Source organism: Bacillus sp. FJAT-22090 (assembly GCF_001278755.1).
In the GTDB taxonomy this organism is placed as follows: domain Bacteria; phylum Bacillota; class Bacilli; order Bacillales_A; family Planococcaceae; genus Psychrobacillus.
Map to the genome: position 1 here is coordinate 1,301,593 of NZ_CP012601.1, position 25,606 is coordinate 1,327,198.

The window sequence follows — 25,606 nt, forward strand, 5'->3', positions numbered from 1 at the left end:
ATATTCATACACAATTTCAAGTTGACCAACAAAGCCAGCTGGAGAAATTTGAGCTGAGATTGTAGCAGTAAGGAGTTGGTCTATTACTTCATACTTAATAGAACTTCCAAAAGAAATGTCTTGAAATAAGTTAGTAGTTTTTACTTCTAAAGGTTTTAATGTCTTCGTAAAATATTTGTGGGGCATAAGTAATATTATTAGCTACGTTTATCCAAAAAGGTCTAGAGTAAACCTCCCCCTTGAAATCTAGTTTGAAATCATAATATAAATCATTCATTTTTTTAGCATATAAGGTTATATTCTCTTTATTTGATTTTGCAACAATATCATATCCTTCATTTTCTGCCCTAGCGTTATTATGAATAATAACTAGAAGAAATGCCATTATAAAAGTAATGTATCTTTTCATTAGTTCAACACCTCATTTTAGTGTTCCCTAAGTTGGTTTCTTATTCAACTAATCTGCCTCTTTAGTTTAAGTAGATATTGAATTCTAGTGAAAAGAGAACCAAGAGAATTTTCTCTTGGTTCTGTTATATTATTTGCCGGTGTCAGAAAAATGCTTGATTCTTTCTCCAATTTCATCACGAACTCGTTGGAAGGTAGACCATTTTTCTTCATCAGTTCCTTGTGCTTTAGCAGGGTCGTCAAAGCCCCAATGATCCCGTTTCACATGAGTTGGTGTCATTGGACATTTATCCGCAGCGTCCCCACAAAGTGTAACTACAAAATCCGCATTATTTAATGTTTCCATATCAATGATATCTGAAGTTTGATCAGAAATGTCAATTCCAACCTCATTCATCGCTTTAACAGCATTAGGATTCAAGCCATGTGCTTCAATTCCTGCACTTAGAACCTCCCACTCATCGCCTAAGTATTTTTTTCCCCAAGCTTCTGCCATTTGGCTTCTGCATGAATTTCCTGTGCATAAAAAGTAAATTGTTTTTTTAGTCATTTCTAAGTAGTCTCCTTTGTACTATGCTTTAAATAATTTTCAAAATTTATATTACTGTTCTGCTATTATCGGTATAAAGATGGTTAATCAATTTCTCTCCATTAGAAAAATAATAATGAAATATATAAACCTAGAAGTGTAAGGAATAGGATTGGAATTGTTAGGATAATTCCAGTTTTAAAATAAGTGCCCCACGAGATTTTTACGCCTTTTTGAGATAAAACATGAAGCCAAACTAATGTTGCAAGTGAACCAATCGGTGTAATTTTTGGACCTAAATCAGATCCAATGATATTGGCATAAATAAGTGCTTCACGGATAGTTCCAGAAGTATTTGTTTCTGCAATTGCTAAAGCATCTATCATAACGGTTGGCATGTTATTCATAAGGGAGGATAGGAAGGCAGCAATGAATCCCATTGACATCGTAGCCACGAATAACCCTTGTTCTGCAGCCACTTCAATTACGCCAGCTAATGCATTCGTTAGTCCTGCATTTCCTAATCCGTATACGACAACATACATACCAATGGAAAAAAACACAATATTCCATGGAGCTCCTTTTATAACAGTTTTTGTGTCAACGACGTTACTTCTTCTTGCCATTATTATAAAGAAAATTGCTATAATTCCAGCAACAATTGAAACAGGAATGTTGATGAATTCACTACTAAAGTAACCAACAACCAATATAGCAAGAACATACCATGAAAGGTGAAACATTTTTATATCTTTAATTGCTTCTTTTGGTTCTCGTAGTTTAGATAAATCATATGTCCTTGGAATGCTTTTTCTAAAATAAAATAGTAAAACACTAATAGTTGCTATCAGTGAAAATATATTAGGAATAATCATTCTCGAAGCATATTCCACGAAGCCAATATTAAAGAAATCCGCTGATACAATGTTAACTAGGTTACTTACCACGAATGGTAGCGATGTTGTATCCGCTATAAATCCACTCGCCATAATGAATGGAAAAATCATTTTTTCTTGGAAATTCAAATTACGTACCATTGCTAGGACAATTGGTGTTAATATTAATGCTGCTCCATCATTGGCGAAAAATGCAGCAACAATTGCTCCTAAAATACTTATATAAATGAACATTTTAATACCATTACTTTTTGCAGCCCTTGCCATATGTAATGCTGCCCATTCAAATAATCCAATCTCGTCTAAAATTAGAGATATAAGGATTATTGCAATAAAGGATAATGTTGCATTCCAAGTGATGTCTACTACTTCCATTACATCATTAAAATCTACAACACCTACTAATAAGGCAATAACTGCTCCTCCACAGGCAGACCAACCTATGTTCAAACCTTTTGGCTGCCAAATAACGAAAACAAGCGTTACTATGAAAATAATTGAAGCTAAAATAATTGGCGACAAAGTGCTAACCTCCATTAATCACACGAGATACGTAATCCCTGTGCTTCTAATTCTTGTAGTTTAAAATCTTGGTTTGGAAGATGATGAATTAAGCTTTGAACCATTGAAAAAACTTCACTTTCTTTGTTCAATGAATACATAATCCATTGACCCCTTCTAGTTTCCCGTACCAATCCAGCATCTTTTAACTTCCGTACGTGCTGACTAATGGCAGGCTGACTAACCTTAAATATTTCAACAAATTCACATACACAATAATCATGAGTATCAAGCATTTTAAGCATTGTAAGTCTTGTTTTATCACCTAACAGTTTTAATATTGTTGCTGCCTTTTCTATTTCAATCGTTGATTTTTCCACGAAAGTACCTCCTCTCATTGTATTCATTAGTATATAACGATTTACTTATATAATAATGTACTTATATTCGATTTGCAACCATACTTCTAACAGAAATTGGATCATTACTCCAATGATCTCGGTGCATACAGACTGTTATGCCCTGTATGATTAGCACTTATGGGAGATTAATCCTTAAAGATTGCTTGCCCCAGCCTTACCTTTATTTTTGAAAAAATGGGCATATTTCTTGATTCACCTATTAACTCTATATAGTCAACCTGAAGGCTCTGCCTTATTTTTCTATGACTCTTTTGTTATGCACATGTCCAGTTAAATAATCCTTTTACTTCTTTTCAACATATAATGTTGAGAATCAAAATTAAAGGAGTGAAACACAATGGGTTTTTTCCAGCCCGAGGGAACAATGGCACCACAATCCCCTCCCCCACCTTTCATACCACCAAAACCTTCAGTATCCTATATAATTGACTGTTTATATCAAAACACGTATGTATGGCTTTTAAATGGGGACCAATACTGGTTCTACCCAACTCGTGTGGAATATGGTGAAGTATCTGGATATAGATGGAACGGTACCTTCTGGCAATTCTACGGAATTGACCCAAGATTTATAGATGCTGTTGCCTGTTATCCTACTCCTACCCTTTACTAAAATACAAAAAGCCTTTGGTAATTAAAAACCTCAAGCCTTTTTTTATGTAATAGTCTTAAATTGAATACAATTAACATTTTTTAGCATAAAAACTCATTTGCAAAATTTTTTTTGCAAATGAGTTTTTAATTATTAGCAGACATCTAGTTTTAATTTGAAATATGCCTTACTTTAATACATCTTTAATTATTTTGCTCTAAGAACTGGTAAATCGCCATCATTTCTTGTTTATTTAACTCACGAATACGCTTGAAAATAAGAAGATCTGCAACAGGCTCAAGATTTAAGCTTTGTGCAACAACATCACTTACTTTACCATTTAGCCATGTGTGCACGTCTATGCCCTCGACGATTTCTTTACGCCCTTCATCATTGATGCCACTTGCATAACAACTAACACACGGAATTGTTAATTTAAAGACGCCATCATGCAGATTATCTTCTGAAATAACTTTCTTTCCTTGGCAGAATGGACATGGATGGCTTTTTTTAATTTTATTTATTTGGGTAACTAATTTTTTGTAACCAAATGCTTCATAAACATATGTTAGTTTTTTGTATTTTCCATTTGTGAAATACTTATCAATGATGGTTTCTCTCGTTTCTGTGATATTGTCAAAATCACAGATGGTAATCCGATTATTAATGCTGATTGCTTCGATATTGCCGCTAATAATGTCCCAGAATGGCAGGGCATTTTGTAAAACGATTTCATAGTGAGCAAAGCTTGCAAGCTCTAGTTCAAGCATTTTCAGAGCGACTTGTGTTTCTCTCGGTAATAAGGACACATCTTCGCTTAAAGTCATATCACCGCCGACAATGTCTTTTAATTTTTCTAGTTGCTGTAACTTCCCGACTGTTTTCATCGCTTGATCAAGTGGCTGGTTAATAATCTCACGTATATCCGAGTCGTCAAATTTCAGCTTTTTATGGTGGTTTAATACGGTTCCTTCGCAAACTGGACATGTAATCATCTCTTTGGATTCTTTTATATGCTCTTTAATAATCGATTTCGATACAAATATATAACGCCCAATGATTAAATTAAAGCCTTCCCAAGTCCTTCTTGTCTTGCCTTCTTTATCATAAAATGACTTTTCCCAATACCCGTATAAAAAGGTATGCTTTTCTGCTTCAGACATGTCATTATAACTTTTACTTATATCCTGACCGAGTTCATTTTTAATCTCATCAAAGAGGAATTCTAATTTTGAAAACTGATAAAATTTTAAAACTTCCATTACATCTGCATGTAATTGACCATCCCAAAATGGCACGGTTTTATCCTGAAGAACCACTTCAAAATCAAATTTTTCAATCACTCGACGGCCCGAACAGCATGGGCAATGATTGTCTTGATGATAGAAATCAAAGCTTCTCGTATCTTTATTGGTCGGATGAGCTGCTACAATATGGTTGATCACGCCGCCAAGTTCATAAAGAAAACTATATTGACTATATAAGTGACGTTCCAGGTCTATAGCGATAACGGGTGCAATTATGTCTGTTTCATATTCACCATAAATCAAACGGGCCATGGAGGATAAGCTTTTTAAAATACCGCCCTTATAGACGTTTTCTGCATTATTAAAATAGGCAATATGGTTTTCTGTTAAAAAGTTTATGCCATTTGGTTGATTTAGTGTAGATGAAATTTGCAAAGGTGCAACCTGTTCTGGACCGTTTTGTCCGCGATAATAATCATCATGACCGACAACATCAAGACGCTCGACAGGTGCAATCTGCCTGTCCCCAAAATCAACGATAAAATCAGAGTTGTCTATCATATAAGCATTATGCTCAATCATCATAATAGAGACAGATTCATCTTGCAGAATGACTCTTACACTATCAATGAATTGATTTAAAATATTTTGTGATAAACCTTTGGAAGGCTCGTCAAAAATAAAGAGCGTATGTGGGTTTCTTGAGTTAGCAAACAGCTCAGAAACTAAATGAACACATTGAAATTCACCCGTTGATAAAGACTGCGTTTTTCTTTCCAACGTCAAATAACCAAGTCCAAGTTTGATCAATAAGCTCAAGCGTTTATGAGCAATATCTTCCTTTGGCAGTTCTTCAATAATATCTTCAATCGAACGCTGAAAAATATCATCAATATCTTCACTATATTTTGTAAGTTTCCTTTTAATATCAAGAAACGTTGCAACTGTAGACCGACTAGTAATCGATTGATTTCGATCTTGCCCAACTATTACGAGTTTATCTTTTGGATATCGCTTCTGAAAATCTTTGGCAATGCACTCATTAACAAGTGTAGACTTCCCACATCCTGATTCCCCCGTAAAAGTGACAATTCTATTTTTAGGAATCTGAATTTCTTTCATTTGAATATTACGGCAGTAAAGATCTTGAAATTGATAGTATTCTATTGGCATTTCTTTATTTCTTTCCGAAGTGATTGGTTGTGGACGTGGGGATTCTTCTACAATTTTCCCACCGTATTTTCCACTACCAGGTCCAAAGAATAATTGTTCTTCCGATGTGTTAAGCACCGTGTCAGAATGGTCAATGAGCCAAATCTGATTCTTGTAGCCCAATTGTTTAATCTCTTCTAAAATTTTCAATAGTGTTTGGTGGTCTAGACCTACTGAAATTTCATCAACAATAATAACGGTATTTTCACTTGTTGCCATAAATTCTGCCAAGTAAAGTCGTGTTATTTCTCCACCTGACAAGGTACCCATAATACGATTTAATGTTAGATAACCAATATTCATATTGAGTATATTTTGAAGAATATGTTGTTTTGCTTCACTAATATGTAATTCTTCTCTAAGGGAAAGAATCGTTTCAATACTTAAGTTGTTAATATCGGAAATACTATGTGGTTGATTCAATATTTCTATCTTATGTTGCTCCACTTCTGGATTAAAACGCTTGCCCTCACACTTTTTACATTCGATATTTTTCGTAGTGCCGCGCCCTTTACATGCGGGACACCAACCTAATTCATTATTAAATGAAAAAACTTCTGGAGAAAGATTAAATTCTTCAGCAAGTCGCACGCGAATCTCTTTAAAAACGCCCGTATGGGTGCCTATCGTTGAACGTGGATTCGAAGAAATGGATGATTTTCCGAGAAAAAGTACTAGAGGCATTTCTTCCATTTTGATAGCACTGAAATTAGTTTCCATAATGTTTGGAAACAAATATTGATATTCAGCTTTTGGTAATAAGGAAACGAGACGCTTCTTGGACTCTTCTCCAATAGTTTGACAAAATGTTGTTTTACCTGATCCAGATAAACCAGCAATTCCTAACGATTTATCTACAGGTAGTGCTACATCTAGTTTGTTAATATTGTTCGCTATTAATTTATTTACTTTCATAGTGGTATCATCTCCATTCTCTAAATTAAGTATTGCCATATTAGTAAAACTTCATCTTCATCTGTTATCCGATAAATTAGATAAATAAGAAAGGGCACAATTCTTGTTACCGAATTGCGCCTATTGTTGAAGAATTCATTTTTACAGTTCTGATACCACTTTTCCGAGCTTTTCACCCATTTTCATCCAAGCATATTTAGCTCCCTCAATTGCTCCCTCACGAGCTTTTGTTGCTTCACTAAATCCAGTTTGATCAAGATGTAGATTGATAATTCCATCTGAACCTTTTTTCAAAGTCCATGTAACAATAGTGCTTTCTCCGGCACTTACCCATGTGTAAGAAAGCTTATTAGGTTCATCCACTACTAATACTTCACTATCTACAATTCCATCCCACCATTCATTTGGCTCCGCTCGGAATTGAAATTTATGTCCTACGATTGGTTTAAAGTCATTATTCCATATCCATTTCGCAAGAGTATCCGAATCTGTTAAAGCGTTCCATACTTGCTCAATTGAACTTGTAAATTGAAACTCTAATGATACGTCTGATTTCATATTTTTTTCCTCCAATAAAAGATTTAATTTAACCATTCTTTGTATCCAAAATCCTTCGTAAAAAGATATCCAATCTTGAATTTCTTTCAACGGAGAGGCATTTAACCGATACCTCGTTTCTCTACCAACTCTTCGCACAATTACGAGATCAGCATCTTTAAGGATAGCTAAATGCTTAGATACTGCTGTACGACCCATTTGAAAATGAACCGTTATCTCATGTAGGGGTAATTCTTCAACATCTGCCAACATTCGAAGTAATTCTCGCCTTGTTGGATCGGCAATTGCAGCATATACATCCCTCGATTTACCTTTTTCGTTTGAAATAATTCCCACCTTTTCTTTTCATTAGTATTTCTGTATTATCACCGATTTTCATTCTTAATAAACCTAATATGACACCTTTTGTTGTCCTATTTATTATAGGACACTAAAAGGTGTCATGTCAAATTTGCTTGCTATTCCTTTTTCTGATCCTTAGAAATGATTATTTTTTTCTGCCCCTTTCACTATCCATAAATCACAAAATCATACTTCTCCAAAGATAATGAAAATGGTTATAAGGGTTCATTACTTCAATTTCAATGAAATCCATAGACTTATTAATGTACTTTCTCCTCTTTTTTAACGATTGAGCAGGGGCTTTTTAAATGTTTTTATTTTTTTCAAGAAGAAATTTATTTTTATAATAGTCAAAAAAAAAGAGCTGCCTATGCACCTCGATGTTCTTTAGCAAAAGCCATCGTGAGGTAAGTATAGTTAGCAGCTAATACTATATTAACTAGAACTAAATCCGTCTGGAAAGTCTGTTGCTGATTCTAGTTTTTATCTCTTCTAGACTTATCTACGTCGTTAACTTAGTTTCATTTTCAGGATTTGTTTTAGAAAATAAATATCCTGAGCTCGAAACCGAAGCTACTAGTATAGATAAAAACATAAGAAGAAGTATTTCTTCTATTTGCATAAAAGGACTTATTACAAGAATAGTTAAGAATGAAAAAATCATTACTACTAGGAAAAATAGATTGTATCTCTTTTGTTTTTCTGTTGGTACAAAATAAAATATAGGTCCAAAAATAATAGAACTAATGCAAAAGAATACAAAGAATAAAAAAAACATAATTTCCTCCTATAGATTCTATATTTAATCTTTCTTAATTAATATATTATATTAAACAACTTTTCATTCATAAGTTCTCTCCTTTAACTTTAGTACTCTGGAAGAATAATATACTGATGGTTGGACTGCTCCAAAATTAAGTCTACTTGTAGCTAATTTAACCATTGCGGTCTTACACAGATAAGTATGATTTATTTTCAAAGAATTTTTAGATTGAAGAATCATAATCTCTTTAAGATTGAAAAAAAGACTACTGTTAACTTTCATCGGAAAACAAATTTTTTAAGCAAGCGATGACATTTAAAGAAGAACAAATTTTAACAGCAGATTTAAATATTATTAGATAACAAGGCGCTACTAATTCCTCTGCAATTTTTGTGAGAATCATTGTGAATCTCGTGACAAAACTATTATTGGGTAGAAAACTAAAAAAAGAACCCCCAGCGATAAGGATTCGTATTTTCCTAAACATTAGATCCCACCTACTTCCATTTGCCAATTAAAGTATTTGGTAAAATTCCAACCATCTGTATTTATAATTGGAACATTTTAATCTTCTTTTAGGGCATATACCCAGTCCCTTTATTTGACTTCTAGAATACAATAACTAGAAAATTGTATTTGGGAGATGGTTTGCAATTGGATAACATGAACAATATTCGTCCAGACGACCTTTGTGAGAAATTTGCGGAAATTTTGGGGGCAGCTCCCTCTATCATTAATGGGGTTTGTACTGCAACAAGATCCCGGACAAATATTCATCCGGTTGTACTAGGCCGGAGAGCTGATTCCTTTATGTTTGTGCCTCAGGCATTTTCTTTTGAAAACCTTGATGAAAACGGAAAGGCATTGTGTCTTGGTGAAACTGTCCTCCTCCAGGAAGAAGCGAATCCATTTATGGCGAGGTTGCGTGAAGAAGGAATCATTGTGACCGCACTTCATAATCACTGGTTGTTTGAAAATCCGCGATTGATGTATATGCATTTTGAATCCCTTGATGAACCTTTATCTTTTGCTAGAAAAGTAAGAAGTGCCTTAAAAGTCTTAACTACTCGCAATATTGGAGGTTCCCGAAGAAATCAAAGAACATCGGATAGACGGGGAGAGGAGCTTTGTGAGGAGTTCAATCGAGTTTTAGATGGCAGCATGCATACATTTGAAGGTGGGGCTTGTATTGTGATGAAATCTCGTACAAATATTATGCCTCGAGTTCTAGGAAGGCGAGGAACGTCATTTTTATTGATTCCACAAATGTTTGCCTTTGAATCGTTATCTTCAGATGGCAGAGCTCTTTGCAGTGGGGAAACGGTGATCCTGCAAGAGGAAATCAACCCATTCATTGATGAGCTTCTGAAACATGATATTATTGTTACCGGCTTTCATAATCATTGGTTGTTTGAGGATCCAAGGCTGATGTATATCCATTTTGTAAAAATTGAAAAACCAATTCGATTTGCGAAAGAGGTAAAAGATGCTTTAGAAGTGTTGACTACAAAGAAGGTATCCTTCGATACTAAATAATGAGTACATTAGGATTTTCCAGTGGGAGATCCTTTTTTATTGCTTCATCACATCTTGATGTTAAAGATGATTGGCTCCGAAGTGGTTTGTTTTATTATTCAGTAGATTAAACCATGAAAAAGTACCTGTAACTAAGCGCCATTAGATAAAGAAGCATCCTACTTTGCTAATTTTTTTGATGCGAAAATGTTTTACGAGTATGAACTTTGCTACCTCTATCGGTTTACTCATACAAATAATTTTTCTTTTATAAAAAAATTTAACAATATGAATTGAAGACAAATATAATATAGTAAATGTAAAGGAATGGAGTTAGAAGGTATGGGGCTATACATTTATCAAGTAAAAAAAATTCTACAAGAGGTAGAGTTTGATTTAGTTTTTAAAAATGTCGCGGACATAGCTGGCGTTGTATGGGAAATATACTCGATTGTTGACCCTAAGCAAGAAAATTTAGTAGTTGCCATCCTTAAACATACTGAGGGACAAAATTTGGGTACCCAAAACTTTATTCATCCCAATGCCGAAGGTTTAGAAGAGGTTGTGGAGTTCAGCAAGGCCCAATTAAGTGCTTTTACTAAGATTGTCGCTGCCAATAATTTATAAAAATCACACCAAACCATCGGTATGTTTTTTATGAGAATTCTAGTATTAGAATTCTTCAACTTAAGCTCTTGTTAGTTGAAGAAACACAATACATTAGATTAGTGCTATGAAAAAAGTCTACCAAAGCTTAATTCAGTACAAATAGCTATAAATAAGATTTGATGCAATCCCTAGAGGATTAAGATGATTCAAAGGAACGAAATACTGCCATTCATTCCTTTTCAAGTATTGAGGTCGCAATAACGTTGGCAAGGTACTGTGTTTAAGATTACTTTTTTTGTTAATTTTTTTGTTCTACATGGATGACGACCTTTCCTTTGGCTTTTCCTTCTCCAAGATATTGGATAGCTTCAGCAACCTCACTTAACGCATATTGTTTATCTATTATTGGTACAATTGTTCCGTCAACAAAAAGGTCCTTTAAAAAATTTTGATCATTTTTATTTGGTCTATGTACAAGGATATTCATAGTCTTTTTCTCAATTCTCGAAATTACTGGACCAAGGAAAATTATTTGGAGGATTAGAGAAAAGGAACCACCAACCATTACATAAGTGCCATTGGGATTTAATAAACGCTTGTAATCAAAGATTGACCGAGATCCTATAACATCAAGAATTAGGTCATAACATCTCCCTTTCAAATCTTCTTGAGTGTAATCAATGACATAGTCTGCTCCAATAGACCGTAGCAAATCCATTTTCCCAGTGTTGTCCACGCATGTTACTTCAGACCCGTATAATTTCGCAATCTGTAATGCAAAAGTACCCACTCCTCCACCGGCCCCGTTTATTAAAACCTTATGACCTTCCTGAATCTGTCCTTTGCGAAGGCCCTGTAATGCGAGGACTCCTGCTTGAGGTATAGCTGATGCTTCTTCGAAAGTCATAGTGGATAGTTTCAACGTCAATGCATCTTCACGAACACATACATATTCCGCAAAACCACCCCAACCACACCAGGAGATGTCCCCAAAAACCTCATCGCCTGGATGAAAGTGCTTTACGTCTCTGCCAATCTCTTCAACCCGCCCTGCTATGTCAGCTCCAAGAATTTTGTATTTTGGTTTCAGCAATCCCCCAATACGAGCCAAAAATGGTTTACCTCTCAGGAGATCCCAGTCCCAAGAATTCACGGAAACAGCATGAACTTTTACCTTTACTTCATTGTCCTTCGGAGTAGGTACTTGTACTTCTTTTAGTTTAAGAACATCAGTAGTTCCGTATTTATTGTAAACCATCGCTTTCATGAGGAAACCTCCTTAATATTTGATTCATTCCTTCTTTAGTTAAGCTGCCACGTTAGTTTTGAAATAAAGGGCTATAAGTTAACCTTTTGTATTAATTAATTGGTTTGCACAATCTTTTATAGTGTTTATAACGACTCTCGGCTCTGATAATTGTGGAAAATGACCGCTATTATTAGCGACTATATGTTTGCTATTTTTAGATAACGAAAGATATTCCAATTGATGTTTTACTCTTTTTCTTTGAACTTCCTCTGGTATCATTCGATTTTCCTTACCACCTGTAATAACATATACAGGTATTTCAGGAAAAGTATCTGTTTGTTGTATTTGAATTACAGTATCTTTTACAAAATTAACTTCATTGTATTGTTTATATGAGGACAAGGAATCAAATATTGTAAACAATTTGTTTATTGTTTTAATTGCCTTACCCTGATATTCATTTAAGCTTAGATCCTTCGGATGAGTGGATTCTATAAAGACTATTCCAGCTACATCGTTCGGATAAAGTCGCGCATATAAATTTGCATATAATCCGCCTAATGAATGTCCAACTAATAAGAGTGGTGGATCAAATCCAACTATTTTAAGTGCTTCATGAAGAGTTTTTACAATAGTCAGTCCATCTTGAGGTTCTTTCGGTTTATCACTACCACCAATACCAAAACGATTATAAGAAAATACAGAGGATATTTTCGAAAGTTCCGGTAGTATTTTCATCCAAGCTTCTAATGGGCCAGAGCCACCATTAATCAGAACAATATTTGGTTTACCATTTCCGCTAATACTATATTGTAACTTTCCTTTTAATGTCTCTATTTTGTATTTTTCTATTTTCAAACTACACCTCACTCAGTTTGTCTTGTTTAACAATGTGTTTAATAATATATTCTCGTTGATTTTTGTTAATTCCTTCTTAAGTAATGCTACAGAGGTTTTTAAAATTGTCATACGAGGCTTAGAGTAGCACTACTAGCAAAAATTTTTCTTCATGCCAAGTATGGAAAGCACTAATGGGTCCTAACAAAATTAATAGACATTCCATAAAAGGGAATGTCTACTCTATCTTTTATTAAACTAAACGTGCCCCACCATCAATTGCAACCACAGATCCAGTTGTAAATCCGTTTTGTGCCAAATAAACGTAAGACTGAGCAATATCTTCTGGTTGAGCGATTCGTTTTACAGGGAGCTGCTCAGCGATCCTATTAAACATACCTTCACGTTGGTCATCTGGCATACCGGCGTAAATTGGAGTATTTACAGTTCCAGGAGCTACAACATTTACTCGCATTGGTGATAGCTCAATAGCAAGCCCGCGAACTAATCCTTCAATTGCTGAGTTTATTGAAGCAAACGTCGATGCACCTTGTGGTGGACGTTGACCATATACACCTGATGTAAACGTAATAGTACTCGCTTCATTTAAGTAAGGCAGTGCTGCATGGGCTGTAGCATATTGACCCCAGAACTTACTATTAAAAGCTTCTTTCGCGGTTTCCACTGGCAACTCTCTAAAGAGACCCATAGTTCCCTCACCCGCAGTGATTACTAAGTGATCAAAATTTCCTACCTTCTTAAAGAATACTGCAATACTTTCATTACTACGAAAATCTAGTTCATACCCTTCCACACCTTTACCCAAGTTGTCTTTTGCTTCGGCTAATTTAGAAGTAGAACGACCCGCAACTACTACTTGAGCAGATTGATCAAGAAACGCTTTGGCAGTCGCCAATCCAATACCAGAAGTACCACCAACAACAACTACACGTTTTCCTTGAAATGACATAGAAAAGACCTCCCCATTCATTCATATTATTACTTCAATTATAAGTTATGCTTTTAATGCATGGTAAATCCCTGCAATAAGTTCAACGACTGGATCAGGTAGTCCAACACTGCCAAGATAATCCTTCTTAACATCAATTGAAACTTTTTATGTGTAATTTGATTTCCAGAAACCTAGTATTTCTTCAATAAGCTCATCAAAAGTTCAGGGCTGTGAGTTTACCAGATTGTATGATTTATTTTCATGCCCTTCCCCTGTTAAAACTGCTCCTGCAGCTAAAGCAAGATCTCCACTACACACAGCGTTAAGACTGCCGGCACTTCTGTCCGTTATCAATTCTCTAGTCGCAGCAGACAAAATAAGTGTTTACCGCTCTGATGTAATGTACTTAATCCATTATGTATCGTCTAAAAATCTTTAATTAAATTTACGTACTACCTTTGTAACAAGAATTTAATATCCTAAAGAATATATTAATATTTCATTAATAGTACATTAACTTTGCAATTATATGATTATATCGTAATCTTATTAAATTTAAATTTGGGAGGAAAAAGAAATGTCTAAAAACAATCTAAAAAAGAAGCTACTACCATTCGCAGTTATTTCTACTATAGCTATTAGTGGTTTGGTTGGTAATGCATTTTCAACTCCAGTAGTAGAAGCGAATCAAGATTCAAAAAATGGAAAAGTTAAAAATGTGATCTTCATGGTTCCTGACGGATTTTCAAGTTCTTATGCCACAAATTATCGTTTATATAAAGGAGAAGAATCGTTGATGGATTCCATGTTGGTCGGAATGCATAGAACCTATTCTGCAGATACGGAAGTGACTGATTCCGCAGCAGCGGGAACTGCAATGGCTACGGGAGTAAAAACAAACAACGGAATGATAAGTACATCACCAGATGGAAAAGAATTAAACACTATCCTAGAATCCGCTGAAGAAAATGGAAAGGCATCAGGATTGGTTGCTACCTCTACAATCACACATGCAACTCCAGCAGTATTTGCTTCACATGTTGCATCTCGTTCAGATGAGGCAGCAATTGCACCACAATTATTGGAAAATGAAGTGGATGTTATTCTTGGTGGAGGAAAGAAATACTTTACGGATTCCCTTTTAAATCAAGCAAAAGAAGATGGATATAAAGTCGTAGAAAATCGTGAAGAGTTAAATGATTCTCAAAAGACAGATAAGCTCATCGGATTATTTGCTCAAGATGCAATGGCGCCTGAGTTAGACCGTGATGTAACAAATCAGCCAAGCTTGGCAGAAATGACTGATACAGCCATTGAAGTTCTTAAAAAAGATAAAGATGGTTTCTTCTTAATGGTAGAAGGTAGCCAAATAGACTGGGCAGGACATGACCATGATGCAGCATGGGCAATGAAGGATGCAGAAGCATTTGAAAAAGCATTGGCTGAAGTATTGGAATTTGCTAAACAGGATAAAAATACGTTAGTCGTTGTAGCAGGTGACCATGATACTGGTGGCATGTCAGTTGGCGGTTATGGACAATATGATGCAAAACTTGAAGTCCTACAAAATGTAACGGCGACTGGTGATTTTATGGCCAGCAAATTGAATTTAGATCGCAACAATGTAAAAGAAGTAGTGAAAGAGTATACGAGTATTGATCTTTCAGAAATGGAAGCCGAAAAAATTATAGCTTCAAAAGAACCAGCTATTACAATTAATGAAGTTATATCTGAGCGAGCATTAGTAGGTTGGACAAGTTCAGCTCATACGGGAGTAGATGTCCCGCTTTATGCATATGGGCCGAGCTCTGACCTTTTTGCTGGATTACATGAAAATACAGATATACCTCATTTAATGGCGAAAGCAATGAAAATTAATTTGAACCCTTCTAAATAGATATGTAGTATTTTTTACCTTTATACTTTTATATTAATAAAAAGACATCTCAATTGGGAATGTCTTTTTTTTGATGAAAAGATTAATCAGATTTCATATCCTTTATCCAAATACATTTCACTTATAGTTTAGGATTTGCATACAATAATGTTGTGATCATTATATAACTGGAGGGCAACTATTTGGTATTTAATCAAGATGATAATAACGAAAACCTCCAATCCGTCAGTGAATCAGCAAAACTTGCTGTTATTGCCGGAGTAGTCTCAACGTTTGGTGATCTTCTTTCAACTATTTCAGCAGTGCTTGCGATAGAAGAAGAGCGTCAAGCAGAAAATAAAAAAAGTGATAACAGTGATAATAAAAATATGCAAAAACAAATTGACTATTTAAGCTCTGAATTAGAAAAATTAAAAAAACAAGTAAACAATGTAAACCCCTACTTTCGTAAATAATTTTATACTCTCCTATATTAGAACAAACATATAAAAAGCATTAATCCTTCTTGGATTAATGCTTTTGTCTTTATATCTATTTACTGAGAAAGGAAAAGCAATTGACCTATAGCTTTTTAGTTAATGGAAAGAAAACACAATCTTTTATCGTTTCACTATCAGTTAGAACCATTAATAATCGTTCAATACCAAATCCCCAACCTGAAATTGGAGGCATTCCATATTCCATTGCTGTTAGATACTCTTCATCCATCTCCATAGCTTCCAAATCACCATTACTTTTAAGGAGAGCTTGTTCTTCAAGCCTTCTTCTTTGCTCTAACGGGTCAACTAGCTCTGAATAAGCATTAATAATTTCTGAACCGTTTACTACTAATTGAAAACGATCCGTTAGCGTATAATTATTGTCATTAGCTCTTGCTAATGGTGATAAGTCAATTGGATGTTGAATTAAAAAAGTTGGTTTTACAATTTGAGGTCTACTTATTTTCTTATAAAGCAGATCTATGAAGTTACCTCTACCTAAAGATTGAATATCCGAATGTTCTATTTGAATATTTTTTCTCTTCGTTTCCATGTATAAATCTTTAACATCTGGATAAAGATCTATGTCAATTCCTGTGTCCTTTAATATTAAATCTCTAAAAGATACAATATCCCACTCTAATGAAAAATCAATTTTTTGACCTCGTATCGTAATGGAAGTTGTATTAAATGTATTTTCAAGAACAAACAGAACCATTTCACTCATTAATTTCATTGTATCTTCATAATTCCAATAAGCTGCATATCCTTCAACCATTGTAAATTCTTGAAGATGTTGAGGACTGATTCCTTCATTCCTAAAGCACTTTGCAAATTCAAATACTTTTGTAAAGCCTCCAACAATTAATCTCTTCAAATAAGTTTCTGGTGCAATTCGCAAGTTCAGTTCCGTATCTAAAGAATGATGAAAGGTCTTAAAAGGTTTTGCTATTGCACCAGATGAAGTATGTTGTAATATAGGAGTTTCTACTTCTAAGAAATTCTGTTCTTCAAAAAATCTCCTAATAGATCGAACCAAACTTGTTCTAGCTAGTAAACGATTTTGCGTGTCTTTTGTCATTATTAAATCTAAGTAGCGTTGCCTATACCTTAACTCAATATCGTTTAATCCATGCCATTTCTCTGGAAGAGAATGCAATGCCTTCCCTAGAAACTTATAACTTTCAATACGTAGTGTTTTCTCATTAGTTTTAGTTGTGAACATAATTCCTGTAACTCCGATAAAATCTCCAATATCCAATAAATGATGAAATTGATTATAAGTAGGTTCACCAACTTCCTCTTTTTTCAATAGAAGTTGTAAATTTCCGCATATGTTGGATATAGTTATAAAACTTAAATGATTAAAGTTTCTAATTCCTGTTATTCTTCCAGCAACTTGTACTCCAGAAGTTCCATCTTCCAGCATTTTCGCTTCAATAAATTCATAATTTGTATCATATCTTTCAGGATATACTGTTATTCCCTGAGATTTAAGCAACCTTATTTTCTCTATTCTTCGTATTGTTTCCTCATTACTCATTTTAATCACTCCATACTTTTTATATTGTCACATGTAATTACTGTATTTATAAACAACAAAAAAACCCCCACCCCCAAGATTATTAATCTTGAGGACGAGAGTTATTAGCTTCGTGGTACCACCCCAGTTTATTGATATGTCACCATATCAACCTTTTCGGGTACGGCAATTAACACATTGATTATACCCTATCTCTATAACGGGAGATCCCGTCGCATTATCACTAAGATTATATCTTAGATCCGTGCGAAGCTCCGAGCCTTTTTTCACTAGGATAATTAATACTCCTTCTCACCAATAGGAGCTCTCTGGAAATAATTAATCATAATTACTCTTCTCTTCATCGCTATTTTCCTATATTTTTTAATAATTTTTAATAATAGAAATAATATTAATCGATATATTTAGTTTAGTCAATATATCTTTCCAATATGTTTAAATTATTGCAGTTAATGTTTATTACTTTGTTTCTCTATGCAAAGTCACTTTACGTAATCGAGGACAATATTTTTTCAGCTCTATACGTTCTGGGTTATTACGTTTGTTCTTCTTCGTAATGTAATTGCGGTCACCAGTCTCTGTACAAGCAAGGGTGATTTTTAACCTCATTGATCTTCCTCCTAATTTGCGTACCAATTTCAGAAATGCTATGTGTCAAATAATAGTTCAATTTGAACTAAACGGAGGAAGTGGATCCGATAGTTTTGTCCAGTCACTAACCATTTCTTCATCCGTTAATAAACACGAATCAAGCCTGCTTTCAATTTCATATCTATCCATCTCAAGCCCAATCCATACCATTTCTGTCAGTCGGTCTCCATGAATGTCATCCCATCTAGATGTCAAAGAAAAGTCTTCTTGTAAAATCATTTGTTGCTCATCTTTCGAGAGAGATGCTACCCAATTACCAGCACCCTGAATTTGGATTGAAGATCCAGCTTGGGATAGTATACCTGACATATTATTACGAGTTGCTAACCAGAAGAATCCTTTGGACCGAACAATTTCTTGAGGAAAAGCTTTCAACCAATCGTACCAACGTTCTGGGTGGAATGGGCGTTTTCTTCTATATACAAAAGATGTTATTCCATATTCCTCAGTCTCCGGGATATGTTCATCATTTAATTCTTTAATCCATCCAGCACCTTGGCTTGCTTTCTCGAAGTCAAAAAGTCTTTTGTCCAAAATTTCCTCCGGGGGAACTGCCCCATTTACCATTGGAACAATAGCTGCTTCAGGATTTAATTTTTTTAAAAAGGATTTTAATGCTTGCAAATATTCAGGTGTGACTAAATCTGTTTTACTTATCAATAAAATATTTGCAAATTCAATTTGATCAATCAATAGATCCGAAACATCTCGAATGTCTTGAACATCGTCTGTTTGTTTCCGTTCAAGAAGCGATTCTCCACTTTCATAATCACTCCAAAAACGGAAGGCATCTACCACAGTTATCATGGCATCTAACGTACAAAATTTAGATAAATCGATACCAACTTCTTCATCAATATATGTAAATGTTTGTGCTACAGGTATAGGTTCAGAAATACCGGTCGATTCAATAACTAAATAATCGATATTCCCATTTTTAGCGAGCTTCTCGACTTCCATAATCAAATCTTCACGAAGTGTACAACAGATACAACCATTTGTCAGTTCGACTAATGTTTCTTTAGTTCGTGAAAAACCCCCGTTCTGGATAAGTTGAGAATCAATGTTAATCTCACTCATGTCATTTACTATTACAGCTATTTTCTTTCCATCCTTATTTGCCAATAAGTAGTTCAGCACTGTAGTTTTTCCTGCTCCTAGATAACCGCTTAAAACGGTGACCGGTATCTTTTTATTCATACATTTCCTCCTTCATTCATTTTAAATCGTAATGATTACTATTTAAATAATACAATTTATTTAATTAATGTGCAATACTAATGTATATTTTTTATTTATTCGGAGTTGTAAACCAGTCAAGTACTACTCTTCCAAAATAGAAAAACTAAATCACTACATTTACTAGGACATATTCAAAATCAAATTTTCATATGTTATCTAAAAAGTTTAAAAGGGGAAAATGAGATTTCCAAAGTTAAACAAATTATTCGGCTTCGAACAATATGGATTGTAACTTTTATAATGTTTATTGTAGTAATGTTGAAATTAATTCAGCTGCAAGTCTTTCAGTTTGAAGAGCTTACTTTAAAAGCTAAAGAAAGCTGGGATCGAGAGTTACCCTATGCCTCCATTAGAGGAAACATTTTGGACAGAAATGGAGAAGTGATAGTTGGGAACAAACTATCACCAACACTCTTTTATATGCCCTCACAAAATGATGATCCGAAAAAAGTTGCGGAGCAAATCGCACCACTTTTAAAAACAGAAGAAGATGTTATTTTAGAACAATTATCCAAAAGAGCTTCCATAATAAAGCTGGCTCCTGCAGGTAAAAATATAACCTCAGAGCTTGCTATGGAAATTCAAGACAAAAATATTAAAGGTCTCTATGCCGGGATTGATTATATTAGGGAATATCCACATGGTAATATGCTATCAAGATTATTAGGATTTACAGGCTCTGATGCACAAGGTCTTGCCGGAATAGAATATCAATATGATTCCATATTAAAAGGAGAAGATTCTGCTATACGTTTATATACGGATGCTAAAGGCATTCCACTTCCACACGTCGATGATGGTTGGAAAAATGGATTAACAGGCAATCATATTCAATTAACTGTAGATTTACATATTCAGCAAGTGGTAGAGCGTGAGTTATCTCAAGCGATGCAAAAATATGAGGCAACCCAAGGTGTCGCTATAGTGATGAATCCTAATAATGGAGAAATTTTGGCTCTTGCTTCCGCACCAAATTTTGATCCATTATCGTATCAAGAGGTAGACCAAGCGATTTACAATAGAAATTTACCTGTTTGGATGACTTTTGAACCTGGTTCAACATTTAAAATTATTACATTAAGCGCTGCACTTGAAGAAGAAGTTGTAGACTTAGAAAAAGATACTTTCTATGATCCAGGATATGCAATAGTGGATGGTGTAAAGTTACGATGTTGGAAAAGAGATGGGCATGGACTTCAAACATTCTTAGAAGTAGTCCAAAACTCATGTAACCCAGGCTTTATCGAACTTGGGCAGCGATTAGGAGAAGATAGATTATCGGAATATATCCGTAAATTTGGTTTTGGAGTATCTACCGAGTCGGGTATGGCTGGAGAATCAACTGGAATCTTGTTTAGTGAGGAGAATTATGGTCCTATCGAGCATGCAACTACCTCGTTTGGTCAAGGTATTTCCGTTACTCCTATTCAACAAGTGCAAGCAGTTGCTGCAGCCATAAATGGTGGCTACTTATACAAACCTTATATAGTTAAGAACGTTTTAGATGGAGTGTCAAACGAGCTATTATCCAGTACTGAACCAGAAATGAAACGACAAGTAATTCGGGAAGAAACATCCGCGAAAGTACGTGATGCATTGGAGCATGTTGTTGCAGAAGGTTCTGGCAGAAATGCATTTAGAGACCAATTGCGAATTGGTGGTAAAACAGGAACCGCTCAAAAAGTTAAAGATGGCAGATATGTCGACGGTGAATATATTGTTTCGTTTATAGGTTTTGCTCCTGCAGACAATCCCGAACTCATCGTATACGTAGCAATTGATAACCCAAAACATAGTGCTCAATTTGGTGGGGTTATAGCAGCTCCGATTGTAGGACAAATTTTAGAAGACACACTTCAAAAAACTGGATCCGGTGAACAAATCGAAAAAGAGTATAGATGGGGTGATGTACCACAAACTAGAGTTCCAAATCTAGTAGGTACTAAGAAAGAGGAAATAACTGCGTATATGTATCCTTTTTCAATCGTCTGGCATGGTGATGGTAATCAAATACTTTCTCAGTTACCAAAAGAAAATAGCTTAATTCCATTGGATGGAACAATCCATGTATATACAACAAATTAATAAATGAATCAGATTGCACATGATGAAATAATATTTCGTCATGTGCATTTTTCTATAAAGAAATACAATCATACCTCTCTCCATTATCTTAAATAATTAAGCACCTCCACCACTCAATCCTACGCAGTCAATAACTTTTCTAGTGATGAAAGTAACAGAATCAGTAATTTTCCCTCTCTTCATTGTTCTCATGATTGTTGGTCCAGTTCGTACCTCTTATAAAAAAAGAAACAACGAAGGTCAAAAAATATATAAGTATATTACTGTACCCGTTCTTTTGTTTTGTTTGTACATAACCAAATTCTATCTGTAATCATATGTAAAAAAAGCAAACCCACTACTTTGGGTTTGCTTCACTAGTTTATAATACCTTTTGTAAAAATTCTTTCGCTCGTACTGATTTAGGTTCCGTGAAAAACTGATCTGGTGGTGTATCTTCTACAAGCTGGCCACCATCTAAAAATAATATACGATCTGCTACTTCTCGCGCAAAATTCATTTCATGTGTCACAATAACCATCGTCATTCCTGATTCAGCAAGTGACTTCATCACAGCAAGTACTTCCTTTACCATTTCTGGATCAAGCGCTGAGGTAGGTTCGTCAAAAAGCATAACGGAAGGATTCATCGCTAAAGCACGTGCAATCGCAACACGCTGCTTTTGTCCACCTGACAATCGATTTGGATACTCGTCTCGTTTTTCAAATAGGCCAACTTGGCGTAATAGTATATCTGCTTTTTCTATTGCTTGATGTTTTGAAATTCCTTGCACATTAATTGGAGCATACGTTAAATTCTCTAGTACTGTTTTATGAGGGAACAAGTAAAAGTGTTGGAATACCATTCCTACGTTTTCTCTTACCTTCATGATATTTGTCTGTTTATCTGTTACAACATCATTACCAATAGTAATAACGCCTTCTGTAGGCTCTTCTAATAAGTTCATACAACGTAAAAACGTCGATTTTCCTGAACCGGATGGTCCAATTACTGCAATTACCTCTTTTTCCTTAATGACAGTCGAAATTCCTTTTAATACTTCATTTTTTCCAAATGATTTATGCAAATTTTCTACTTTAATCACTTCTACTCATCCTCTTTTCTAGCATTTTCCCAAGGAATGTCAAAATGAGCGTCATAATATAATAAATTACACCAGCAATTAATAATGGCTCCAAATATCGATATGTTGAGCCTCCGACAACATAGGCACGGCGCATAATATCTAGGGCTCCAATAACTGTTACAATTGCAGATTCCTTGTTTAGTGTAATGAATTCATTCATTAATGCCGGCAGAATGTTCTTTAATGCCTGTGGTAAAATGATATCTTTCATCATTTTAAAATATGGAATTCCTAATGCTAGGGCTGCCTCTTGTTGGCCTTTATCAACTGCATTAATACCTCCACGAATGATTTCCGAAATATAAGCACCAGAATTTAAACCGAATGCTAATATAGCAGCAGGCATTGGATCAATTTGAATGTCTAATAACTGTGGTATTGCATAGTAAATGATCATTAATTGTAATACGAGCGGTGTTCCCCGAAAAATGGATGTATATATATCCGCAATCCAACGCAACAATTTAATACGTCCAATTTTAAATAAAGCTAATAAAATTCCTAATAAGAAACCAATGATGGTTGCGCACAATACGATTTGAAGCGTTATACCTATTCCTTCTAAAATATAAGGAATAGAGGGTAAGACTGCTGTAAAATCTAAGTTCACAACGTCCCCCTCCTTTCTTTACTTACTATTTATTCTTCCACAACAAACCATTTTTGTTGAAGCTCTTCAATTTTACCGCTATCAATTAATTCTTGAATTGCTTGATCAAATTGAGCTTTTAAGTCGCTTCCTTCAGGTAAAACAGCAACTTTATAATCTGCTTCATCTACCTCTACTGGGAAATAAGTTAGTTCAGCATTTCTTTGTACATAGTTTTCTGCTACAATATCCTCGATAATCGCTGCATCAAAACGTTTTGTCATTAATTCTTGTACTACTTCTGGAATAAGGTTACGGCTTTCTACTTTCATATCTACTGTTTTAGCTACTTCATTTGCTAATTCTTCTTGAATAGAAGAAATTTGTACTCCCACGGTTTTACCAGCTAAATCTTCTACTTTTTCGATACCACTATCCTTTTTAGTCACTACCATTTGTACTGTTTCGTTATAAGGAATTGAAAAGTCTACTACCTCATCACGTTCAGGAGTTGGGCTCATTCCAGCTAATATAAAATCTACTTTTTCTGCTTGTAATGCCGGGATTAAACTGTTGAAATCCATATCTTTTACTTCTACTTCAAATCCAATTTTTTCTGAAATTGCATTAGCTAAATCTATATCAAATCCAATAATTTCATTACTATTCTCTGTATCCACAAACTCAAATGGTGCGTAGTCAGCAGACGTCCCCATTACCAATACCTTTTTATCCACGGTTGCTGAACCTTCGCCATTTGTTGATTCTTCTTTTTCCGCAGTTCCACATGCTCCTAAAATAGACATTACAAGTACTAACATGAATAAAAATAGTTTATTTTTCATAATTGTTGACTCCTCTTCTTTTTCAGTTTGATTTTTCTTGAATAAAACGAATAATTGCTTTTTCTAACATTTCTAAGCCGTCATCTATTTGTTCTTTTGTAATAGTTAATGGTGGAATCATCCGAATAACTTCACCGACGTTTCCACAAAGGTAGAATAGAACACCTTCTTCTAATGCATAATCAAGAATTTTCATTACCGCTTGTCCATCTGCCTCGCCTGTTTTTGGGTTCGAAATTTCAATTCCAATCATTAAGCCTACTGAACGTACATCACTTATTATGGAATATTTTGATTGAAGCCCTTTTAAACGCTCCGTAGCATAAGTTCCAACTACTTTAGAGTTTTCAATTAGTTTTTCCTCATGAAGAATTTCTAAAGTTGTTAACGCTACTGAACAAGCTATAGGATTTCCTCCAAATGTTGTACCATGCATTCCTAAAGGCCATTGTTGCATTAATTCTTTGGAAGCAACAGTGGCACTTAACGGTAAGCCAGATGCGATACCTTTCGCTATAGCCATAATATCTGGTGTTACGTCAAAATATTGCGCAGCAAACCATTCTCCTGTTCGTCCGAATCCTGTTTGCACTTCGTCAAAAATCAATAAAATACCATGCTGATCACAAATTTCTCTTATTTTCTTTACCCATGCTTTCGGTGGGATGATGTAACCACCCTCACCTAAAACTGGTTCTAAAATAACACATGCTACTTCCTCAGGAGTAACTTGGTGATTAAAGAGTCGTTTAAAATCCTTCTCTAGTTGTTCTACACAGTAAACTTCAGGATCCAATCCTTCAGGACAACCCTTTACGTCCGCATAAGGAATTTGATAAGACAAATGCGAAGGTTGTAAAAACTTTCGATATTTACTCTTCGACGTTGTTACACCCAAAGCGCCAAGAGAACGACCGTGGAAGCACCCGGTAAATGACACAACGTAAGGACGTTGGGTTACAAATTTTGCAAGCTTTAAAGCACCTTCAATTGCCTCAGTTCCACTATTTGCAAAGAAAAAGCAATCTAAGTCACCTGGTAATACATCACCAAGATTTTTCGCAAGTTTTAAAATCGAATCATACATTATGACGCCTGATGGTCCATGTACAAGCTGATCAGCGGCATCCTTAATGCTTTGTACAACCTTCGGATGACGATGCCCTGTATTCGCTACAGCGATTCCAGATGTGAAATCCAAATAAGTCTTACCATCTACTCCATAGTAATAACAGCCCTCTTCTTTCACTATTGGAATATTCGGATGATCCTTAGCCATACTTGGTGCTAAATAATCTCCCATATTATCATAAAGCTCTAGCCAGTTACTCATGTTGTTCACCTTCACTTTTCTTTCAAGTTTGTTTACCGATTATTAGGGATGAAATGTATTTTTACAATTGTAAATAAGAATATATACATTCAAATCATTCAAAAATAGATTTGATATTAATATAATATATGACTTTATGTATAATTATACAAGAAGAAATTTTGTATAAATTAAAGTTTAAATAATATGAATTGATAAAATAATCTCTATTTATTAAGAATAAATACATTTGTGAACAAAAAAAGCCGTTGATGTTTTTAACTCACACG

At 34.8% G+C, this 25,606-nt stretch carries 23 protein-coding genes, 1 pseudogene and 1 other annotated feature; of the genes and pseudogenes, 6 read left to right on the forward strand and 18 right to left on the reverse strand.

What is annotated here, in order from left to right:
• Positions 1-130 precede the first annotated feature (130 nt).
• The 4 genes from AM499_RS22000 to AM499_RS06980 all read right to left on the reverse strand — a co-directional run bounded on the left by AM499_RS22000 (position 131) and on the right by AM499_RS06980 (position 2,714).
• Positions 131-409, reverse strand: a complete 279-nt coding sequence (locus AM499_RS22000) for a hypothetical protein (RefSeq protein WP_053589522.1) — start codon at positions 407-409, stop codon at positions 131-133.
• A 129-nt stretch (positions 410-538) separates the two neighbouring features.
• The gene (arsC, locus tag AM499_RS06970; RefSeq protein WP_053589523.1) at positions 539-958 is read right to left on the reverse strand and encodes an arsenate reductase (thioredoxin); all 420 of its coding nucleotides are present in this window, start codon (positions 956-958) and stop codon (positions 539-541) included.
• 101 nt (positions 959-1,059) lie between these two features.
• Positions 1,060-2,355 carry an arsenic transporter gene (locus tag AM499_RS06975; RefSeq protein WP_053589524.1) on the reverse strand — a complete coding sequence of 432 codons (1,296 nt, stop codon included), beginning with the start codon at positions 2,353-2,355 and terminating at the stop codon, positions 1,060-1,062.
• Between the two features lie 14 nt (positions 2,356-2,369).
• Entirely contained in the window at positions 2,370-2,714 is a 345-nt protein-coding gene (locus AM499_RS06980) for an ArsR/SmtB family transcription factor (protein ID WP_053589525.1), read from the reverse strand.
• A 379-nt stretch (positions 2,715-3,093) separates the two neighbouring features.
• Here AM499_RS06980 and AM499_RS06985 point away from each other — a divergent pair, with 379 nt between their 5' ends.
• Positions 3,094-3,369: a hypothetical protein gene (locus AM499_RS06985; protein WP_053589526.1), complete on the forward strand. Its 276-nt coding sequence runs from the start codon at positions 3,094-3,096 to the stop codon at positions 3,367-3,369.
• Positions 3,370-3,551: 182 nt separating this feature from the next.
• On the opposite strand, the gene AM499_RS06990 is transcribed toward AM499_RS06985, so the two are convergent.
• The 4 genes and pseudogenes from AM499_RS06990 to AM499_RS07005 form a co-directional block, all read right to left on the reverse strand.
• Entirely contained in the window at positions 3,552-6,722 is a 3,171-nt protein-coding gene (locus tag AM499_RS06990; RefSeq protein ID WP_053592118.1) for an ATP-binding cassette domain-containing protein, read from the reverse strand.
• Between the two features lie 141 nt (positions 6,723-6,863).
• Positions 6,864-7,280 carry an SRPBCC family protein gene (locus tag AM499_RS22005; RefSeq protein WP_053592119.1) on the reverse strand — a complete coding sequence of 139 codons (417 nt, stop codon included), beginning with the start codon at positions 7,278-7,280 and terminating at the stop codon, positions 6,864-6,866.
• Between the two features lie 90 nt (positions 7,281-7,370).
• Positions 7,371-7,616 (reverse strand): annotated as a pseudogene (locus tag AM499_RS22225) (ArsR/SmtB family transcription factor); the annotation flags it as partial.
• 508 nt (positions 7,617-8,124) lie between these two features.
• Positions 8,125-8,400, reverse strand: a complete 276-nt coding sequence (locus AM499_RS07005; RefSeq protein WP_053589527.1) for a hypothetical protein — start codon at positions 8,398-8,400, stop codon at positions 8,125-8,127.
• Positions 8,401-9,048: 648 nt separating this feature from the next.
• Here AM499_RS07005 and AM499_RS07015 point away from each other — a divergent pair.
• Positions 9,049-9,921 (forward strand): LppY/LpqO family protein, encoded by an 873-nt coding sequence (locus AM499_RS07015; protein ID WP_053592120.1) that lies wholly within the window; start codon positions 9,049-9,051, stop codon positions 9,919-9,921.
• A gap of 321 nt (positions 9,922-10,242) precedes the next feature.
• A complete protein-coding gene (locus tag AM499_RS07020; protein WP_053589529.1) occupies positions 10,243-10,527 on the forward strand; it encodes a hypothetical protein in 285 nt (94 codons plus the stop codon).
• Between the two features lie 280 nt (positions 10,528-10,807).
• Here AM499_RS07020 and AM499_RS07025 read toward each other — a convergent pair whose 3' ends face one another.
• The 3 genes from AM499_RS07025 to AM499_RS07035 all read right to left on the reverse strand — a co-directional run bounded on the left by AM499_RS07025 (position 10,808) and on the right by AM499_RS07035 (position 13,565).
• Positions 10,808-11,776 carry an NAD(P)-dependent alcohol dehydrogenase gene (locus AM499_RS07025; protein ID WP_053589530.1) on the reverse strand — a complete coding sequence of 323 codons (969 nt, stop codon included), beginning with the start codon at positions 11,774-11,776 and terminating at the stop codon, positions 10,808-10,810.
• A gap of 78 nt (positions 11,777-11,854) precedes the next feature.
• A complete protein-coding gene (locus AM499_RS07030) occupies positions 11,855-12,616 on the reverse strand; it encodes an alpha/beta fold hydrolase (RefSeq protein WP_053589531.1) in 762 nt (253 codons plus the stop codon).
• A gap of 232 nt (positions 12,617-12,848) precedes the next feature.
• Positions 12,849-13,565 carry an SDR family oxidoreductase gene (locus AM499_RS07035; protein WP_053589532.1) on the reverse strand — a complete coding sequence of 239 codons (717 nt, stop codon included), beginning with the start codon at positions 13,563-13,565 and terminating at the stop codon, positions 12,849-12,851.
• Positions 13,566-14,124: 559 nt separating this feature from the next.
• Between AM499_RS07035 and AM499_RS07040 the strand changes: the two genes are divergently transcribed.
• Both AM499_RS07040 and AM499_RS07045 read left to right on the forward strand, forming a co-directional pair.
• Positions 14,125-15,444, forward strand: a complete 1,320-nt coding sequence (locus AM499_RS07040; protein WP_053589533.1) for an alkaline phosphatase — start codon at positions 14,125-14,127, stop codon at positions 15,442-15,444.
• Positions 15,445-15,626: 182 nt separating this feature from the next.
• A complete protein-coding gene (locus AM499_RS07045; RefSeq protein ID WP_053589534.1) occupies positions 15,627-15,899 on the forward strand; it encodes a hypothetical protein in 273 nt (90 codons plus the stop codon).
• 106 nt (positions 15,900-16,005) lie between these two features.
• On the opposite strand, the gene lysS is transcribed toward AM499_RS07045, so the two are convergent.
• The 3 genes from lysS to AM499_RS07060 form a co-directional block, all read right to left on the reverse strand.
• Positions 16,006-17,466 (reverse strand): lysine--tRNA ligase, encoded by a 1,461-nt coding sequence (gene lysS / locus AM499_RS07050; protein ID WP_053589535.1) that lies wholly within the window; start codon positions 17,464-17,466, stop codon positions 16,006-16,008.
• A gap of 87 nt (positions 17,467-17,553) precedes the next feature.
• Positions 17,554-17,819, reverse strand: a binding site (T-box leader).
• A 106-nt stretch (positions 17,820-17,925) separates the two neighbouring features.
• Positions 17,926-18,075, reverse strand: coding sequence for a 50S ribosomal protein L33 (gene rpmG / locus AM499_RS07055; RefSeq protein WP_053589536.1), 150 nt, complete (start codon positions 18,073-18,075; stop codon positions 17,926-17,928).
• A 57-nt stretch (positions 18,076-18,132) separates the two neighbouring features.
• Positions 18,133-19,317 carry a GTP-binding protein gene (locus AM499_RS07060; RefSeq protein WP_053589537.1) on the reverse strand — a complete coding sequence of 395 codons (1,185 nt, stop codon included), beginning with the start codon at positions 19,315-19,317 and terminating at the stop codon, positions 18,133-18,135.
• A gap of 282 nt (positions 19,318-19,599) precedes the next feature.
• Between AM499_RS07060 and AM499_RS07065 the strand changes: the two genes are divergently transcribed.
• The gene (locus tag AM499_RS07065; protein WP_082355192.1) at positions 19,600-21,444 is read left to right on the forward strand and encodes a penicillin-binding transpeptidase domain-containing protein; all 1,845 of its coding nucleotides are present in this window, start codon (positions 19,600-19,602) and stop codon (positions 21,442-21,444) included.
• A gap of 361 nt (positions 21,445-21,805) precedes the next feature.
• On the opposite strand, the gene AM499_RS07070 is transcribed toward AM499_RS07065, so the two are convergent.
• Genes AM499_RS07070 through AM499_RS07085 form a run of 4 tightly spaced genes read right to left on the reverse strand, consistent with a single transcriptional unit; the run spans position 21,806 to position 25,337 of the window.
• Positions 21,806-22,528: an amino acid ABC transporter ATP-binding protein gene (locus tag AM499_RS07070; protein WP_053589539.1), complete on the reverse strand. Its 723-nt coding sequence runs from the start codon at positions 22,526-22,528 to the stop codon at positions 21,806-21,808.
• Positions 22,521-23,180: an amino acid ABC transporter permease gene (locus AM499_RS07075; protein WP_053589540.1), complete on the reverse strand. Its 660-nt coding sequence runs from the start codon at positions 23,178-23,180 to the stop codon at positions 22,521-22,523. Before AM499_RS07075 ends, AM499_RS07070 begins: the two co-directional genes overlap by 8 nt.
• Positions 23,181-23,209: 29 nt before the next feature.
• Complete coding sequence (locus AM499_RS07080; protein WP_053589541.1) at positions 23,210-24,004, reverse strand: transporter substrate-binding domain-containing protein; 795 nt, start codon at positions 24,002-24,004, stop codon at positions 23,210-23,212.
• A 22-nt stretch (positions 24,005-24,026) separates the two neighbouring features.
• Positions 24,027-25,337 carry an aspartate aminotransferase family protein gene (locus AM499_RS07085; protein WP_053589542.1) on the reverse strand — a complete coding sequence of 437 codons (1,311 nt, stop codon included), beginning with the start codon at positions 25,335-25,337 and terminating at the stop codon, positions 24,027-24,029.
• Between the last annotated feature and the right edge of the window lie 269 nt (positions 25,338-25,606).